Here is a 16,802-nt window from a genome sequence, read left to right as displayed (position 1 = left end):
ACTGCGCTGGCAACAGACTCATCCCACGTAATCAAGAGAAGCTTCCGTCACCCCATGCGTATCGAACCTCGCCTGTTGCCCGACACCCTGCCATTTCTCGGTGATTTGCCGCCGCTGCTGACCCGCCTGTACGCGGCGCGGGGCGTGCTGACCGAGGCTGAACTGGACAAGAGCCTGGCGCGGCTGATTCCGTTCCAGCAGCTCAAAGGCATCGATGCCGCCGTGGATTTGCTGGTGACGGCGCTGGAACAGCGCCAGCGCATTCTGATCGTCGGCGACTTTGACGCCGATGGTGCCACGGCCAGTACCGTGGGCGTGTTGGGCTTGCGCCTGCTGGGTGCGGCTCACGTCGACTATCTGGTGCCAAACCGGTTTGAGTACGGCTATGGCCTGACGCCGGAGATTGTCGAAGTCGCGTTGACCCGTACGCCGCAATTGCTGATCACCGTGGACAACGGTATTTCCAGTGTCGAAGGCGTGGCGGCGGCGAAAAAGGCCGGTCTAAAAGTGCTGGTCACCGACCACCACTTGCCCGGCGATGAAATGCCGCTGGCCGATGCCATCGTCAATCCGAACCAGCGAGGGTGCGATTTCCCGAGCAAGGCATTGGCCGGTGTCGGGGTGATTTTCTATGTACTGATGGCGCTGCGTGCGCGTTTGCGCAGCCTTGGCTGGTACGAGAGCAAGCCGCAGCCGAACATTGGCGAGTTGCTGGACCTGGTGGCGCTGGGCAGCGTCGCCGACGTGGTGCCGCTGGATGCCAACAACCGGATTCTGGTCCATCAAGGTCTGGAACGGATTCGCGCCGGGCGTGCGCGGCCGGGGATCAAGGCGATTCTCGAAGTCGCCAAGCGTGAGCCGGCGCGCATCACCTCTACTGATCTGGGCTTCATTGTCGGCCCGCGCCTTAACGCGGCAGGGCGGCTGGACGACATGAGCCTGGGCATCGAATGCCTGCTCACCGACGACGCGGGGCTGGCGCGGGAAATGGCCGTGCAACTCGACGGCATGAACCAGGACCGCAAATCCATCGAACAGGGCATGCAGCGCGAAGCGCTGGCGCAACTGAAGGATTTGCCGGTCGAGTCGATGCCGTTCGGTTTGTGCCTGTTCGATCCCGAGTGGCACCAGGGTGTCATCGGCATCCTTGCTTCACGGATGAAAGAGCGCTATTTCCGCCCGACCATCGCCTTTGCCGATGCCGGTGACGGCTTGCTCAAGGGCTCGGGGCGTTCGGTTCAGGGGTTCCACATTCGCGACGCGCTGAGCGTGGTGGCCGCGCAACATCCCAACCTGATCAGCAAGTACGGCGGCCACGCGATGGCGGCCGGGCTGACGCTACCGGAAGCGAATTTTCCGCTGTTTGCCGAGGCCTTTGATGCGGAAGTGCGTCGGCAATTGCGTGAAGAAGACCTGACCGGCCGGCTGCTGTCGGACGGCACGCTGGCGGTCGAAGAGTTCCACCTCGAACTGGCGCGGGCCCTGCGTCATGCCGGTCCTTGGGGGCAGCACTTTCCGGAGCCGCTGTTCCATGGCGTGTTCCAACTGGTTGAGCAGCGCGTTGTCGGTGAACGCCACCTGAAAGTGGTACTGAAAAGCGAATGCGGTTCGGTGAAACTCGACGGCATCGCCTTCGGCATCGACCGTGATATCTGGCCGAACCCGACCATCAAGTGGGTGGAACTGGCCTACAAACTCGACCTCAACGAGTTTCGCGGTAACGAAACCGTGCAGTTGATGATTGCCCACATCGAACCGCGGTGACCCCATCGCGGGCAAGCCTTGCTCCTACAGGCGCATGGCGTGCCCGCGATAGCGATCTTCCTGACGCCAAATATCCCAGGAACCCTCCCTCATCCCCCGATGTCGACTAGGCTCTAAGCACTGCTTGATTATCCTTGTGACGTCTTGTCGAATTTTTTGCCCGCGGGGGCGGGTGCTGCGCCTTTTTCCTGTCACTCGTCGACTTTTCAAACAGAACCCTGGAGCCTGCCCACTGATTCGAGAGGTGCCCCATGAGTCTGCTGCTTGAACCCTTTACCCTGCGTCAATTGACCCTGCTCAACCGTATCGCGGTCTCCCCGATGTGCCAGTACTCCAGCGTCGATGGGCTGGCCAATGACTGGCACCTTGTCCACCTCGGCAGTCGTGCAGTCGGTGGCGCCGGCCTGGTGTTTACCGAAGCAACCGCCGTCACCGCCGACGGGCGCATCACCGCTCAAGACCTTGGCCTGTGGACTGACGAGCAGATCGAACCCCTGCAACGCATTACCCGCTTCATCGCCGCTCAGGGCGCTGTGGCCGGCATCCAGTTGGCACACGCCGGGCGCAAGGCCAGCACTCATCGGCCGTGGCTTGGCAAACATGGCAGCGTTAAACCCGAAGACGGCGGCTGGGTGCCGGTAGGCCCGTCGACTATTGCTTTCGACCCGCAGCACACGCACCCAAGGCAACTCGAAGAAAGCGAGATCGCTGAGGTCATTCAGGCTTTTGTCGCTGCTGCCCAGCGTGCATTGACCGCCGGATTCAAAGTGGTCGAAATCCACGCCGCCCACGGTTACCTGTTGCATCAATTTCTGTCGCCCCTGAGCAATCAGCGGCGCGATCAATACGGTGGTTCATTCGAGAATCGCATCCGACTGGTGCTGCAAGTCACCGAAGCGGTGCGTGCGGTATGGCCTGAAGAACTGCCGCTGTTCGTGCGGGTATCGGCCACCGATTGGGTGGAAGATGGCTGGAACCCGGATGAAACCGTGGAACTGGCGCGCCGCCTCAAAGGGCTGGGCGTGGACCTGATCGACGTGTCCTCGGGCGGTACGGCGGCCAATGCCGAAATTCCGACAGGACCCGGTTATCAAACCCGCTTCGCCGAGCGCGTGCGCAAGGAGTCGGGCATTGCCACCGGCACGGTCGGCATGATCACCGAGCCGGCCCAGGCCGAACATATCTTGCGCACATGCCAGGCGGACATCATCTTCCTGGCGCGAGAACTGCTGCGCGATCCGTATTGGCCGCTGCATGCCGATGATGATTTAGGCGGGCGCAAGGCTATCTGGCCTGCGCAATACCAGCGGGCGACGCACCGGGATCAGCCGATACATGAGTCGGATTTGCGTGACTGAATGCGGCTGTAAAACCAAAAAGCCCCGATCGATGTGATCGGGGCTTTTGCGTTTCTGGGCGGGAACATTTGTCGCCTGTCAGGCCGTCTTCGCGGGCAAGCCCGCTCCCACAGGGTTTCAGTAGAGTTCACTCCTTTTGTGCAACACAGCCGATCCTTGTGGGAGCGGGCTTGCCCGCGAAGAGGCCCGCCCAGACAACCCTTAACTTCAGGTGTACTTACGCTTATCCGGCGCCGGCGGAAAGTACTGATACAACCAGGTCTCACTCAACGTCCGGTCATTGGTCCGGATGAACAACCGCAGCTCTACCGGCTCCACGCTGTCATTGGTCGGGAACCAGTCAAAGGTAATGCGATAACCCTTGATGTCGTCCAGCACCAACACATTGAAATCCTTCACCTGCCCGTTCGAGCACGTCACCACGGGCTCGATCCCTGCGCCTTCCGGCAAGCGATCCAGACCGCCACCGGTGAAGTCCACCGCAAAGCGCCGCGCCCAGACTTCCGGGTAATGCTCGCCCGGCGCCCAGCCTTCGGTGAAGCCGCCCATGCCCGAACGGGTCGCATTGACCCGCGCCAGCGGCGTGCCGACCGGAGGCAGCGCGCTCCAGTAGAGCTTGTAGCCGTAATTCAGGGAATCACCGGCCGCGACCGGTTTTTTCGGGGTCCAGAACGCGACGATGTTATCCAGCGTCTCGCCGGTGGTAGGAATTTCCAGCAGATCGATAGAGCCTTCGCCCCACGCCGTTGTCGGTTCTACCCACAGGCTCGGACGCTTGCTGTACCAATCGACGGTGTCCTGGTAGCTGGCGAACTCATGGTCGGTCTGTACCAGGCCGAAACCTTTCGGATCGGTGTCGGCAAAGGCATTGAATTGCAGTGTCGCGGGGTTGTTCAGCGGGCGGCAGATCCACTCACCGTTGCCGCGCCACATCGCCAGACGATCCGAGTCGTGGATCTGCGGGTGAATGGTGTCGCACATGCGCCGCTCATGGGTGCCGCAGCTGAACATGCTGGTCATCGGCGCGATGCCCAGTTGCTCGATGGCGGTACGCGCGTTGATGTGGGCATCGACAGCCATGACCACCTGACTGGCCTGGCAATCGATGTCGAAACGGTAAGCACCGGTCGCGCTCGGCGAATCCAGCAGGGCGTAGACCACGAAACGGGTGCTGTCCTTGTCCGGCGTCTCGAACCAGAACTTGGTGAAGTCCGGAAACTCCTCGCGCTTCTTGGCGTACGTATCAATCGCCAACCCGCGCGCCGACAGACCGTACTGGCCGGTGGCGTCTACCGCACGGAAGTAACTCGCGCCGAGGAAAGACAACACATCGTGCCGGTCCAGCTCCGGAGCCTTGAACAGCTTGAACCCGGAAAACCCCAGGTCGCCCGTCAGCTGCTTGGTGTCGACCGTGGTTTTTTCATAGTTGAACAGCGAAGGGCGGAAATGCACCTCCCGCGCCTGACGCGTCTTGGGATCGACGCTGTACATGCGCACCGGCTGCTTGAACCCCATGCCGACGTGGAAAAACTGCACGTCCAGCTGACCGTTCAAATCCTTCCACAGCGAGTGATTCGCGTCGTAGCGGATCGCGTTGAAGTTCTGCGGCGTCATGGTCGCCAGCGTCGGCGGCAGCACCTGCTTGGTGTCCTGATAGCGGTTGCCGGCGAGCTGCTTGGCCTGAATCTTCAGCGCTTCAAAATCGAACGCCTGAGCCTCGCCATCCGCCGTACCGTTGCCCGCCCAGGCACGGCTGGCCAACAGGCCGGTGGCGGACAAACCGGTGTAGGCCGCGATGGCCATGGACGCTTTGAGCAAATTCCTGCGATGCATAAGTACAACCTGTCGTGAGCAATCCCGCGCCGTTCCTGGCACGTGCTGGATCAAAAATAACGGTTCGGACATGCCTTCGACCAAACGCAACGGACTGTAAAGAGATGCCAAATAGCTTAAACCGTTCGATCACAGACCAAAATTGATGGATAGCACTTTGATGGTTCGGCAATGAAACAAGACATTTCGGTTCATTTTTCTGACAGCGCCTTCTGATTTATAGGGCATTTCTGCTTTTTTTGACTAATTACTCTAAAAACCGCTTTTCAGTGCCGGGAATGTTCCTATTCTGTGCTCATGACCGGCTTCAGCCCTTAAGGCCGGCGACAAACAAAAAGGAGAGGGCGATGCGGTTTTTGAAGTTTTCTCGGTCTTATAGAAGGACATCGTCGATGACAAAAGTACAAGGCATCACCGAAATGTTAGGCATTCTTCCTTGCCTGGCCAGCGGCCGGCGAAGGCGCCGACTCAGCCCGGACGAAATGAAGTTGTTGGAACGGTATCGAGAGCTGTCGGAGAGCGACCGGATTGCGATGCGGTATCTGGTGGATGCGATGCGGACTGTTTCGCGGTTTTGAGGGTTGGAGATTAAGTCTTGTTGGAAAGCCAAGGGGCGGACTGTGAAGTCTGCCCCTTTTTCATCTTTTACCCCGCATCGCTGCGGGCTGAGCAAGTATGTTTACCGACTAGCCTTCCAAGCGTCCCCCGAAGGCGCAGTCCCGTGGTCATACGGCTTGGCCATCCACATGTACAACAAGCCCAAACCAATCACGATCGCCGTGCTCAGCACCATGGCGTAGTTGATGTACCACGCTGCATCCGGTGTGCGTGGCCAGGCCATGTTGACGATCGCGCCGACGCCGTAGGCCAGCGCGCCGATGTTTACCAGCCAGCCCCAGGCACCGAGGGTGAATTTGCCGCTCGGTTTCCAGCCTTTCATGCGGGCATAGAGGGCCCCGAGCACGATCATCTGGAAGGCCAGGTAGATGCCGATCGCCGCGAAGCTGACGATGGTTGCCACTGCATCCTGCAGGAAGAAGCCGAGGATGATGATCAGCGCCGGCAGGACACCGGAGACGAACAGCGCCGCTACCGGCACCTGAGTGGCTGTAGAGATCTTTTTCAGCAGTGAGCTGCCGATGATCATTTCATCGCGTGCGTAGGAGTACAGCAGACGGCTCGCCGCCGCTTGCAGGCTGATGACGCAGGAGATAAAGGAAATCATCACCACGCCCATCACCACTTTCGAACCGACCGGGCCGAAGGCGTTGTTGAGGATGGTGGTGACCGGGTCTTTGTCGGTGCCGTTGATCACGGCTTGCATGTCCGGCACGGCGAGGATCAGCGCCAGGCAGGCGAACATCGCTGCGATGCCGCCGATGTAGATGGTCATGCGCATGGCCACCGGGATTTTCTTGCTCGGGTTCGGGGTTTCTTCGGCCACATCGCCGCAGGCCTCGAAGCCGTAGTACAGGAACATCCCCGCCAGCGAAGCGGTGAGGAAGGCGGGCAAGTACGAGCCGTCGACGCTGATGTCGAAGGTGTTGAACAACACGCTGAGCGGCTGATGACGCTCGAACACCAGCAGGTAAACGCCGACGATCACCGCGCCGACCAGCTCGCACAGAAAACCGAACATGGCGATACGCGCCAGTACCTTGGTGCCGCTGAGGTTGACCAGGGTGGCGAACAGCGTGAGGAACAGGGCGATGATGATGTTGGTGTTGTTGCTCGGCTCAAAACCCATCATGGCGGCCAGGTACGGACCGGCACCGACGGCAACGGCGGCGATGGTGACGCACAGGGCGATGGAGTAGATCCAGCCGACCATCCACGCCCAGCGTTTGCCCACCAAGCGGCGGGCCCACGGGTAGACGCCACCGGAAATCGGGAATTGCGAAACCACTTCACCGAAGATCAGGCACACCAGCAACTGGCCGCAACCGACCAGCAAATAGGCCCAGAACATCGGTGGCCCGCCTGCGGCCAGACACAGGCCGAAGAGGGTATAAACCCCTACGACCGGCGAGAGGTAAGTGAAGCCCAGGGCGAAGTTTTCCCACAGGCTCATGCTGCGATTGAAGTTCGACGTGTAACCCAGTTTGCGTAACTGCTCGGCGTCGCTGTCGGCGACGGCTACAGCGAGTTCGGGTGTTGTACTCATAGTGTGTCAGCTCCGGAAAATCGGCAGATTTCGGATGTCCGAAACCGTGGCGGGGCCGTGAGGCGCTGCCCGGATCGGTGGTTATTGTTTTGGCTTCTTTGGGGTGGAACCTGGGTGATGCTAAGTGCCGGTTTCTTCCTTGAGTTTGCGGTGATGCCATCGCGGCGGTGCGGCGATCCGACAAGCCCGGCTCCCACAGGTCTTGCGCAATCCCTGTGGGAGCTGGCTTGCCTGCGATGCTTTTAGTGCTTGAACATCACATGCCGGACGACGGTGTAGTCCTCCAGGCCATACATCGACATGTCCTTCCCGTAACCGGACAGTTTCTGACCGCCATGCGGCATTTCACTGACCAGCATGAAATGCGTATTCACCCACGTGCACCCGTACTGCAAGCGAGCAGACATCCGATGGGCGCGGCCGACATCCGCGGTCCAGACTGACGACGCCAGGCCGTAGTCCGAATCGTTGGCCCAGCCCAGCACCTGCGCTTCATCGGTGAATTGGGTCACCGACACCACTGGCCCGAACACTTCGCGGCGAACGATTTCGTCATCCTGATGCGCATCGGCCAACACGGTCGGCTCGAAGAAGAACCCGTTGCCTTCCACAGTCTTGCCGCCGGTGATCAGGCGAATGTGCGGTTGCGCGATAGCGCGCTCGACAAACCCGGCCACACGGTCGCGGTGTTGCGCGGTGATCAGCGGCCCCAGTTCGGTCGACGGATCATCCTGCAAACCGTACTTGATGCTGCTGACCGCCTCGCCGAGTTTCTCGACGAATTTTTCGTAGATGCCAGCCTGCGCATAGATGCGGCACGCGGCGGTGCAGTCCTGGCCGGCGTTGTAGAAACCGAAGGTGCGGATGCCTTCCACGGCGGCGTCGATGTCGGCGTCATCGAAGATGATCACCGGGGCCTTGCCGCCCAATTCCATGTGCATGCGTTTGACGCTGTCGGCGGTGCTGGAAATGATGTTCGAGCCCGTGGCAATCGAGCCGGTCAGCGACACCATGCGCACTTTCGGGTGGGTGACCAATGGGCTGCCAACCGATGGACCACGACCAAACACCAGGTTGAGTACGCCGGCCGGGAAAATGTCCGACGCCAGTTCGGCCAGACGCAGGGCGGTCAGCGGGGTTTGCTCCGACGGCTTGAGCACCACGGTATTACCGGCGGCCAGGGCGGGGGCGATTTTCCAGGCGACCATCATCAGCGGGTAGTTCCACGGCGCGATGGAGGCGATCACGCCGACCGGGTCGCGGCGGATCATCGAGGTGTGGCCCGGCAGGTATTCCCCGCCCGCCGAACCGCTCATGCAACGGCTGGCGCCGGCGAAGAAACGGAACACGTCGGCAATGGCCGGGATCTCGTCGTTCAGCGCGGCGCTGTAGGGTTTGCCGCAGTTGTCCGATTCCAGCTTGGCCAGCTCTTCGCCATGGGCTTCGATGGCGTCCGCGAGTTTGAGCAGCAGCAGAGAACGTTCTTTCGGCGGGGTTTGCGACCAGCTGTCGAAGGCAGCATCGGCGGCACGCACGGCCGCATCGACCTGGGCTTCGCTGGCTTCATTGATTTCCACCAACACGCGACCGAGGGCCGGGTTGAATACGGGTTGGGCGGGGCCTTCGCCGTCGATCAGTTGGCCGTTGATCAAGAGTTTGGTTTGCATGGTTCTGTCCTCTTCAAAACTATTGTTGTTCTTCTGTGGAAATCAGGCCCTGTGGGAGCGGGCTTGCCCGCGATAGCGGTTTTACAGTCGACACATGTGTTGAATGTCAGTCAGTCATCGCGGGCAAGCCCGCTCCCACAGAGATAATTGTTGTCTGTGAGTTGTTTACTTACCGCCGCTCCCGGCAACACTCTCGCCACCCCGGGTCAGGTAATAGGCGCCAAGGATCGGCAGCATGGTCACCATCATCACCAGCATCGCGACGACGTTGGTCACCGGCACGTCCCGTGGGCGGCTGAGCTGATTGAGCAGCCACAGCGGCAGGGTGCGTTCATGGCCGGCGGTGAAGGTGGTGACGATGATTTCGTCGAACGACAGGGCAAACGCGAGCATGCCGCCAGCCAGCAACGCCGAGCCGAGGTTCGGCAGGACGATGTAGCGGAAGGTCTGCCAGCCATCGGCACCGAGGTCCATCGAGGCTTCGATCAAACTGTGCGAAGTGCGGCGCAAACGGGCGATGACGTTGTTGTAGACGATCACTACGCAGAAGGTCGCGTGGCCGACGATGATGGTGAACATCCCGGGCTCGATCCCCAGCGTCTTGAAGGTCGCCAGTAATGCGATCCCGGTGATGATCCCCGGCAACGCAATCGGCAGGATCAGCATCAGCGAGATGCCTTGTTTGCCGAAGAAGTCCCGGCGGTACAACGCCGCTGAAGCGAGGGTGCCAAGGACCATGGCGATCAAGGTCGCGATGGAGGCGATCTCCAGCGAGAGCTTGATTGCTTCCAGCACGTCCGGCCGCGAGAACGCCACGCCGATCCACTTCAGGGTGAAACCCTTGGGAGGAAAGCTGAACGCGGCGTCTTCGGTATTGAAGGCGTAGAGGAAGATGATCAGGATCGGGAAGTGCAGAAACACCAACCCGCCCCAGGCTGCGATTTTCAGGCCTAAAGAGGCTTTCTCAGAGTGCATCGAAGGCCCCCAGTCGTTTGACGATAGTCAGGTAGATGGCGATCAACACAATCGGCACCAGGGTGAAGGCCGCCGCCATTGGCATGTTGCCGATCGCGCCTTGCTGGGCGTACACCATGCTGCCGACGAAGTAGCCCGGTGGGCCGACCAGTTGCGGCACGATGAAGTCGCCCAGGGTCAGGGAAAAGGTGAAGATCGAACCGGCGGCAATGCCCGGAATCGACAGCGGCAGAATCACTTGCATGAAGGTCTGGCGCGGCTTGGCGCCGAGGTCTGCCGAGGCTTGCAACAGCGATGGCGGCAGACGTTCCAGCGACGCCTGGATCGGCAGGATCATGAACGGCAGCCAGATGTAGACAAACACCATGAAGCGACCCAGATGCGAGGTCGACAAGGTGCTGCCGCCCACGCCCGGAATGCCCAGCATAAACTGCAACACCGGCTCCAGCCCCAAGTGCTGAACGAACCACTGTGCGACACCGCCCTTGGCCAGCAGCAAGGTCCAGGCATACGCCTTGACGATGTAACTGGCCCACATCGGCATCATCACCGCGATATAGAAAAACGCCTTGGTCTTGCCGGTGGTGTAGCGCGCCATGTAGTAGGCGATCGGGAACGCGACGATGGCGCTGGCGATGGAGACGACGACGGCCATGCTCAAGGTGCGCAGGATAATGTCGAAGTTCGACGGCTGGAACAGCGCCGCGAAGTTCGCCAGGGTCAGGTCGGGTGTGACCGCCATGGTGAAGTCATCGAAGGTGTAGAAACCTTGCCACAACAGCACCAGCAACGAGCCGAGGTAAATAGCGCCGAACCATAGCAGCGGCGGCACCAGCAGCATCGACAGGTACAGGTTCGGCCGGCGATACAACAGGTTGGAAAACCTGCGCAACGGCGAACCGTTGGCCGGGGTTTGAGGGATAGCCACGGTGTTCATCTCACACCCCGCCGACAACGGTGTCGTGCAGCGGGATCATCGCTTCCCGTGCCCAGCGAGCGCTGATGCGTTGCCCGGTCTGGTGCTGGGCGCTGACGTCCAGCCATTGGTTGTTGGCCTGGCTGATGTTCAGGGTCTGGCCGTTTTCCAGTTTCATCTCGTAGCGCGTGGCGCTGCCTTGGTACTGAATGTCGTGGAGCAAACCGCTGACTTCGATCTCGTGGCTGGCCAACGGGCCTTCGGCAAATCGCACGTGTTCCGGGCGAATCGAAAACGGCTGTGGGTTGCCACTCAACTGCTTCGCCAGATCGCCGCGAATCACATTCGAGGTGCCGACGAATTCGGCGACAAAGGTCGTGGCCGGTTTCATGTAGAGATTGCGCGGGGTGTCGACCTGTTCGATGCGGCCCTTGTTGAACACGGCTACGCGGTCAGACATCGACAGCGCTTCGGTCTGGTCGTGGGTGACGAAGATGAAGGTGATGCCGAGTTGGCGTTGCAGTTTCTTCAGCTCGCTTTGCATCTGCTCGCGCAGCTTCAAGTCGAGGGCGCCCAACGGCTCGTCGAGCAGCAGCACACGCGGGCGATTGACCAGCGCGCGGGCCAGAGCCACACGCTGGCGCTGACCACCGGACAGTTGCACCGGTTTGCGCTCGCCGTAGCCGCCGAGGGCGACCATGTCGAGGGCTTCTTCGGCGCGTTTCTGCCGTTCGGCTTTACCAACGCCTTTGACTTTCAAACCGTAGGCGACGTTGTCGAGGACGTTCATGTGCGGGAACAGCGCGTAATCCTGAAATACCGTGTTGACGTCACGCTCATACGGCGGCAGCCCGGCGGCTTCTTCGCCATGAATGCGGATCGAGCCTGCACTCGGTTGTTCGAAACCGGCAATCAGGCGCAAACAGGTGGTTTTGCCCGAGCCGGAAGGGCCCAGCATGGAGAAAAACTCGCCGTCCTGGATGTCGATGGAAACCCGGTCTACGGCTTTCACTTCGCCGTACAGACGGGAAACGTTGGTGAACTGGACTGCAAGCGTCATGGTGCGGTGCTCCAAAAAAGGCGAGGGCCGTCACAGCGGCCCTGCCTGGACTTCTGAAAAATCTGAATCAACTTTCTGGTTGGAAAACTTATTGTGGCGAGGGAGCTTGCTCCCGCTGGAGTGCGCAGCACTCCCAAAAGGACTGATGCGGTCTCTCTGATTGACCGCATTAACGGGTTTTGGGGCAGCTTCGCCACCCAGCGGGAGCAAGCTCCCTCGCCACAGGGGCCGGTGGGTTAGCGGCCGCCCATGATTGCGATGTAGTCCTGGGTCCAGCGGCTGTATGGCACGAACTTGCCGCCTTCAGCCTGCGGGGTTTTCCAGAAGGCGATCTTCTCGAACTGGTCGAAACCATTGGTCTTGCAACCTTCAGCGCCGAGCAATTCGCTGCCGGTGCACGCCGCTGGCACCGCTGGCAACGAACCAAACCACGCCGCCACATCACCCTGGACTTTCGGTTGCAGCGACCAGTCCATCCACTTGTAAGCGCAGTTCGGGTGCTTGGCCTCGGTGTGCATCATGGTGGTGTCGGCCCAACCGGTGGCGCCTTCTGTCGGGATGGTCGACGCAATCGGCTGCTTCTCGTTCATCAGGCCGTTGACTTGATAGGGCCAGGCGCCGGACGCGACCACGCCTTCGTTTTTGAAGTCGCTCATCTGCACGGTGGTGTCGTGCCAGTAGCGGTGGATCAGCGGCTGCTGGGCGCGCAGCAGATCGAGCACGGCTTTGTACTGGGCTTCGGTCAGTTCATACGGGTTCTGGATACCCAATTCCGGCTTGGCGGTTTTCAGGTACAGCGCGGCGTCGGCGATGTAGATCGGGCCGTCATAGGCCTGCACGCGTCCCTTGTTCGGCTTGCCGTCCGGCAGGTTTTGCGCATTGAACACCACGCCCCAACTGGTCGGCGCAGTCTTGAACACGTTGGTGTTGTACATCAACACGTTCGGGCCCCACTGATATGGGGTGCCGTAGGTCTGCTTGTTGACCACGTACCACGGCGCATCTTTCAGACGCGGGTCGATGTTCTTCCAGTTTGGGATCAACGCGGTGTTGATCGGCTGCACACGCTTGCCGACGATCAACCGCAACGAAGCATCGCCAGAGGCGGTGACCAGGTCGTAACCGCCCTTGGCCATCAAACTGACCATTTCATCGGAAGTGGCGGCGGTTTTCACATTGACCTTGCAGCCGGTCTCCTTCTCGAAACCGGTCACCCAGTCGTAGGCCTTGTCGCTTTCGCCACGTTCGATGTAGCCCGGCCAAGCCACAATATCCAGCTGACCTTCGCCGGCCCCCACCGCTTTCAGCGGTTCGGCGGCCTGGAGGCTGGCACTCGCCAGCAGCGCGGTGGTGATTGCACTGAGCAGTGCGGTCTTGTGCACGAACATGGGAATTCCCTCTTCTTTAATTATGGTCGGGGCAGTTGTGAACGTGGTGAAGCATGCCGTTAGCGGCTTGTTATTAGCGTAGTCAGAGATGCTGTCCGTGGCGCGCCATGATGTGGCGCACCACGCTGTAGTCCTGGAGCGAATCGCTGGATAAGTCTTTGCCGTAGCCCGAACGCTTCAAGCCGCCATGGGGCATTTCGCTGACCAGCATGAAATGGCTGTTGATCCAGGTGCAGCCGTACTGCAAACGCGCAGCGACCTGCATCGCCTTGTCGAGGTTCTGGGTCCAGACCGAGGAGGCGAGGCCGTATTCCGAGTCGTTGGCCCAGTCCACCGCTTGTTCGAGCCCATCGAAACGGGTCACAGTGACCACCGGCCCGAACACTTCGCGCTGGACGATCTCATCGCTCTGCTTGCAGCCGGCCAGCAGTGTCGGTTGGTAGTAGAAGCCAGCGCCGGAGTGCACTGCCGCGCCGGTCACCCGTTCGATATGCGGCTGGCCGAGGGCGCGTTCGACGAAACTGGCCACGCGGTCGCGCTGGCGGGTGCTGATCAGCGGGCCGATTTCATTGTCGGCGTCGCGTTTACCGGCAAAGCGCAGGCTGCTGACCGCCGCGCCGAGCTCGGCCACCAACCGGTCATGAATCCCGGCTTGTGCATAAATCCGGCACGCGGCGGTGCAATCCTGACCGGCGTTGTAGTAACCGTAAGTGCGCACGCCTTCGACCACCGCTTGAATGTCCGCATCGTTGCAGACGATCACCGGCGCTTTGCCACCGAGTTCAAGGTGCGTGCGTTTCAACGTCTTGGCAGCGGCCTGGAGGATTTTTTGCCCGGTGACGATATCGCCGGTCAGCGACACCATGCGGATTTTCGGGTGGCTGACCAAATGGCTGCCGACGCCTTCACCGCCGCCGCAGACGATGTTGATCACGCCGCGCGGCAGGATTTCTGCCAGTGCCGGGGCCAGGGCCAGGATCGACAGCGGCGTGTGTTCGGACGGTTTGAACACCAGCGTGTTGCCGGCGGCGAGGGCCGGGGCGATTTTCCACGCGGCCATCATGATCGGGTAGTTCCAGGGCGCGATGGACGCGACGACCCCGATAGGATCGCGACGGACCATGCTGGTGTAGCCCGGCAAGTATTCGCCGCTGAGCTGGCCGGTCTGGCAGCGCACGGCACCGGCAAAGAAGCGGAACACATCCACCGTCGCGCTCAAATCGTCCTGGCGGGCCAGGTGCAACGGCTTGCCGCAGTTCAGGGATTCGAGACGGGCGAGGAGGTCGGCTTGTTTTTCGATGGCGTTGGCGATGTCCAGCAACAGGTTCGAGCGTTGCTGCGGGGTGGTCCTCGACCAACTGGCAAAGGCGTTATGCGCGGCGAGAATCGCGGCTTCGACTTGCTCGGTGCTGGCTTCGGCGATGTGGGTCAGCACTTCCCCGGTGGCGGGGTTGAGGATCGGTTCGACAAAACCCTGACCTGCGACCAATTCGCCATCGATCAACAACGCGGTGAACAACGGGGTCTGCGCGCCAGCCATTTTTCGGGTTCTCTTTTCTTGTGTGGCCATGCTGCTCCCTGTGACTGGGGCCCGGCCGTCTTATATAGATGCAGCAAGACTAGTGCGCGGACCCGAGGTCGACAAATACTAAATACTGAAGGTGGCGTTCGATTAAATAGATGGCTTGCGTCCGCCGTGGGGTTGCTCGCGGGCGACGGTCAGGAAAGGATCGACCAGCGCCGGACGCGCAGTGCCGCGGCGCCAGGCCAGGCCGACGTCAAGGGTCTGACTCAAGTCGGCAATCGGCCGCGCTTCAATGATGTCGCCCTCCAGCGACCACGGTCGATAGGTCATGTCAGGCTGGATCGACACGCCCAAACCGGCGGCCACCAGGCTTCGCACGGCTTCCGTTGACGCGGTTCTCAGGGTGATGCGCGGTTGCAGGGAAGCGGCGGACCACATGCGCTGGGCGTTGCGGTCCATTTCATCGACGTTCAGTTGAATCAGCGGTTCGCGCGCCACGTCGGCGAGGTTGATGCTGTCGTGTTCGAGCAATGGATGCTGCGCCGGCAGCCATAAACGGTGGGGCGAATGCGTCAGGACTTCGGTTTGCAGGGCGTGACGGTCTTCGAGGTTGGAGAGGATCAGCACACCAACGTCGATCTCGCCGCTGACCAGCAAATGCTCGATGTAGGGGCGTTCATCCTCCATCACCCGGATCTCGACGTTGGGGTAGGCGCGCTGAAAGCGGGTGAGCAAATCCGCCAGGTAGTAACCGGCCACGAGGCTGGTTACGCCAATGATCAACTGGCCGGCCACCTGGTCGGTGCTCTGTTGCAGGCTGCGTTTGGCGTTATCGACGGTGGCGAGAATCAGGTGCGCCTGGCGCAGAAACTGATGGCCCTGGTGAGTCAGGCTCATGCCCTTGGCGTGTCGGTTGAACAGGCCGACGCCAATCTCTTCTTCCAGTTGCTGAATCGCCAGGGTCAAGGTCGATTGGGAAATGAACGCGGTTTGCGCGGCGGCAGAGATCGAACCGGTCTCGGCCACGGCGATAAAATGACGAATCTGACGCAGGGTCATCATGGGGAAAGTACCCGGTGGACGGTTTTTATAGATTTGCTTGAGTGTATATCGTTTTAATCGATGGGCCTGTGGGCGTTACAGGATATGAGCAACATCTGGAAGCACTCTCGCCGGCAGGGGGCGGCCACTTTCGATCTAGGCTGGTGGCCGGTTACCCCTTTCGTGGAGACGGCAAAATGAATACCCGTGGTTTGCTCGATCAACTGCTCAAGTCCGGTCAGGATCTGGTGAAGAACAAGGCTGGAGGCAATCAGAACAAGGCGTCCAGCGGTGGGCTCGGTGGTTTGCTCTCGGGCGCCAGCGGCGGTGCGATAGCGGCGGGTGCCATGGGGCTGTTGCTCGGCAGCAAAACGGGCCGCCGTGTTGGCGGCAAGGTGCTGACCTATGGTGGCCTCGCCGCACTGGGTGTGATTGCCTACAAGGCGTTCGGCAACTGGCAGGCCCAACAAGGCACTGCCTCGCAGAGCGAACCGCAAACCCTGGACCGCTTGCCTGCGGCGCAGGTCGAGTTACACAGCCAGGCGATTCTCAAAGCCTTGGTGGCCGCCGCCAAAGCCGACGGCCACATCGATGAGCGCGAACGTGCGTTGATTGAAGGCGAATTCACCAAACTCGACAACGATCAAGAATTGCAGCACTGGCTGCACGCCGAACTGAACAAGCCGCTCGACCCGTCCGACGTCGCCCGTGCTGCGTGCACCCCGGAAATGGCCGCCGAAATGTATATCGCCAGCGTGATGCTGGTGGATGAGCAGAACTTCATGGAGAAATCCTACCTCGATGAGTTGGCGCGGCAATTGAAGCTGGAACCGGGGTTGAAGGCGGAGTTGGAGAGGCAGGTGAGACAGGCATCGATGTAGCCGACGAAGGTTCTCGAAACGGCCTCTACTACCTATTCATAATCCGCCGCTCTTGCAAAAGTGGGGCGGGTTTTATCGCTTGTGGGGGGGATGAGACGAATAACTCAGTCAGTGCCGCTCGTCTTAAAACACCACGTACCTGTTAATTCTGACAGTAGCTGGAAAATCATTTAAGGCATTTGATACCGCTACCTACGCCGCTCTCTCGCGGCGCGACAAGGAGCGTGTGT

General features: G+C 60.6%; 13 protein-coding genes. 4 read left to right on the top strand and 9 right to left on the bottom strand.

Annotated elements, in window-relative coordinates; genetic code table 11:
- Positions 1-54 precede the first annotated feature (54 nt).
- Together recJ and SB725_RS06705 are read left to right on the top strand one after the other, a co-directional pair.
- Positions 55-1,764, top strand: coding sequence for a single-stranded-DNA-specific exonuclease RecJ (gene recJ, locus SB725_RS06710; protein WP_410921456.1), 1,710 nt, complete (start codon positions 55-57; stop codon positions 1,762-1,764).
- Positions 1,765-2,015: 251 nt separating this feature from the next.
- Positions 2,016-3,122: an NADH:flavin oxidoreductase/NADH oxidase gene (locus tag SB725_RS06705; protein WP_410921455.1), complete on the top strand. Its 1,107-nt coding sequence runs from the start codon at positions 2,016-2,018 to the stop codon at positions 3,120-3,122.
- Positions 3,123-3,329: 207 nt separating this feature from the next.
- On the opposite strand, the gene SB725_RS06700 is transcribed toward SB725_RS06705, so the two are convergent.
- A complete protein-coding gene (locus SB725_RS06700) occupies positions 3,330-4,955 on the bottom strand; it encodes a glucan biosynthesis protein D (RefSeq protein ID WP_194939942.1) in 1,626 nt (541 codons plus the stop codon).
- A gap of 392 nt (positions 4,956-5,347) precedes the next feature.
- Here SB725_RS06700 and SB725_RS06695 point away from each other — a divergent pair, with 392 nt between their 5' ends.
- The gene (locus tag SB725_RS06695) at positions 5,348-5,533 is read left to right on the top strand and encodes a hypothetical protein (RefSeq protein ID WP_027924920.1); all 186 of its coding nucleotides are present in this window, start codon (positions 5,348-5,350) and stop codon (positions 5,531-5,533) included.
- Positions 5,534-5,634: 101 nt separating this feature from the next.
- Here SB725_RS06695 and SB725_RS06690 read toward each other — a convergent pair whose 3' ends face one another.
- The 8 genes from SB725_RS06690 to SB725_RS06655 all read right to left on the bottom strand — a co-directional run bounded on the left by SB725_RS06690 (position 5,635) and on the right by SB725_RS06655 (position 15,712).
- Positions 5,635-7,119 (bottom strand): APC family permease, encoded by a 1,485-nt coding sequence (locus SB725_RS06690; RefSeq protein ID WP_027924921.1) that lies wholly within the window; start codon positions 7,117-7,119, stop codon positions 5,635-5,637.
- 242 nt (positions 7,120-7,361) lie between these two features.
- Positions 7,362-8,786, bottom strand: coding sequence for a gamma-aminobutyraldehyde dehydrogenase (locus SB725_RS06685; protein ID WP_059181560.1), 1,425 nt, complete (start codon positions 8,784-8,786; stop codon positions 7,362-7,364).
- A gap of 165 nt (positions 8,787-8,951) precedes the next feature.
- Complete coding sequence (locus SB725_RS06680; RefSeq protein ID WP_027924923.1) at positions 8,952-9,761, bottom strand: ABC transporter permease; 810 nt, start codon at positions 9,759-9,761, stop codon at positions 8,952-8,954.
- A complete protein-coding gene (locus SB725_RS06675) occupies positions 9,751-10,698 on the bottom strand; it encodes an ABC transporter permease (protein ID WP_410921454.1) in 948 nt (315 codons plus the stop codon). The genes SB725_RS06680 and SB725_RS06675 overlap by 11 nt, the downstream gene beginning before the upstream one ends.
- Before the next feature lies 1 nt (position 10,699).
- Complete coding sequence (locus SB725_RS06670; protein WP_410921453.1) at positions 10,700-11,737, bottom strand: ABC transporter ATP-binding protein; 1,038 nt, start codon at positions 11,735-11,737, stop codon at positions 10,700-10,702.
- Positions 11,738-11,973: 236 nt separating this feature from the next.
- Positions 11,974-13,125, bottom strand: a complete 1,152-nt coding sequence (gene ydcS / locus SB725_RS06665) for a putative ABC transporter substrate-binding protein YdcS (RefSeq protein WP_027924926.1) — start codon at positions 13,123-13,125, stop codon at positions 11,974-11,976.
- An 82-nt stretch (positions 13,126-13,207) separates the two neighbouring features.
- Positions 13,208-14,695, bottom strand: coding sequence for a gamma-aminobutyraldehyde dehydrogenase (locus SB725_RS06660; RefSeq protein WP_081743987.1), 1,488 nt, complete (start codon positions 14,693-14,695; stop codon positions 13,208-13,210).
- A 102-nt stretch (positions 14,696-14,797) separates the two neighbouring features.
- Positions 14,798-15,712, bottom strand: a complete 915-nt coding sequence (locus SB725_RS06655) for a LysR family transcriptional regulator (RefSeq protein ID WP_027924928.1) — start codon at positions 15,710-15,712, stop codon at positions 14,798-14,800.
- Positions 15,713-15,888: 176 nt separating this feature from the next.
- Between SB725_RS06655 and SB725_RS06650 the strand changes: the two genes are divergently transcribed.
- Complete coding sequence (locus SB725_RS06650; RefSeq protein WP_027924929.1) at positions 15,889-16,572, top strand: tellurite resistance TerB family protein; 684 nt, start codon at positions 15,889-15,891, stop codon at positions 16,570-16,572.
- Positions 16,573-16,802 lie beyond the last annotated feature (230 nt).

This window comes from Pseudomonas sp. SIMBA_041 (genome assembly GCF_046535095.1).
GTDB lineage: Bacteria > Pseudomonadota > Gammaproteobacteria > Pseudomonadales > Pseudomonadaceae > Aquipseudomonas > Aquipseudomonas mucoides.
This window is presented reverse-complemented; position numbering and strand designations above follow the sequence as displayed.

Bases quoted from the DNA above. Each gene is read 5' to 3' on its own strand.
- ydcS (WP_027924926.1), bottom strand. From the start codon at position 13,125: ATGTTCGTGCACAAGACCGCACTGCTCAGTGCAATCACCACCGCGCTG.
- SB725_RS06695 (WP_027924920.1), top strand. From the start codon at position 5,348: ATGACAAAAGTACAAGGCATCACCGAAATGTTAGGCATTCTTCCTTGC.
- SB725_RS06690 (WP_027924921.1), bottom strand. From the start codon at position 7,119: ATGAGTACAACACCCGAACTCGCTGTAGCCGTCGCCGACAGCGACGCC.
- SB725_RS06660 (WP_081743987.1), bottom strand. From the start codon at position 14,695: ATGGCCACACAAGAAAAGAGAACCCGAAAAATGGCTGGCGCGCAGACC.
- recJ (WP_410921456.1), top strand. From the start codon at position 55: ATGCGTATCGAACCTCGCCTGTTGCCCGACACCCTGCCATTTCTCGGT.
- SB725_RS06680 (WP_027924923.1), bottom strand. From the start codon at position 9,761: ATGCACTCTGAGAAAGCCTCTTTAGGCCTGAAAATCGCAGCCTGGGGC.
- SB725_RS06675 (WP_410921454.1), bottom strand. From the start codon at position 10,698: ATGAACACCGTGGCTATCCCTCAAACCCCGGCCAACGGTTCGCCGTTG.
- SB725_RS06650 (WP_027924929.1), top strand. From the start codon at position 15,889: ATGAATACCCGTGGTTTGCTCGATCAACTGCTCAAGTCCGGTCAGGAT.
- SB725_RS06670 (WP_410921453.1), bottom strand. From the start codon at position 11,737: ATGACGCTTGCAGTCCAGTTCACCAACGTTTCCCGTCTGTACGGCGAA.
- SB725_RS06685 (WP_059181560.1), bottom strand. From the start codon at position 8,786: ATGCAAACCAAACTCTTGATCAACGGCCAACTGATCGACGGCGAAGGC.
- SB725_RS06700 (WP_194939942.1), bottom strand. From the start codon at position 4,955: ATGCATCGCAGGAATTTGCTCAAAGCGTCCATGGCCATCGCGGCCTAC.
- SB725_RS06705 (WP_410921455.1), top strand. From the start codon at position 2,016: ATGAGTCTGCTGCTTGAACCCTTTACCCTGCGTCAATTGACCCTGCTC.
- SB725_RS06655 (WP_027924928.1), bottom strand. From the start codon at position 15,712: ATGATGACCCTGCGTCAGATTCGTCATTTTATCGCCGTGGCCGAGACC.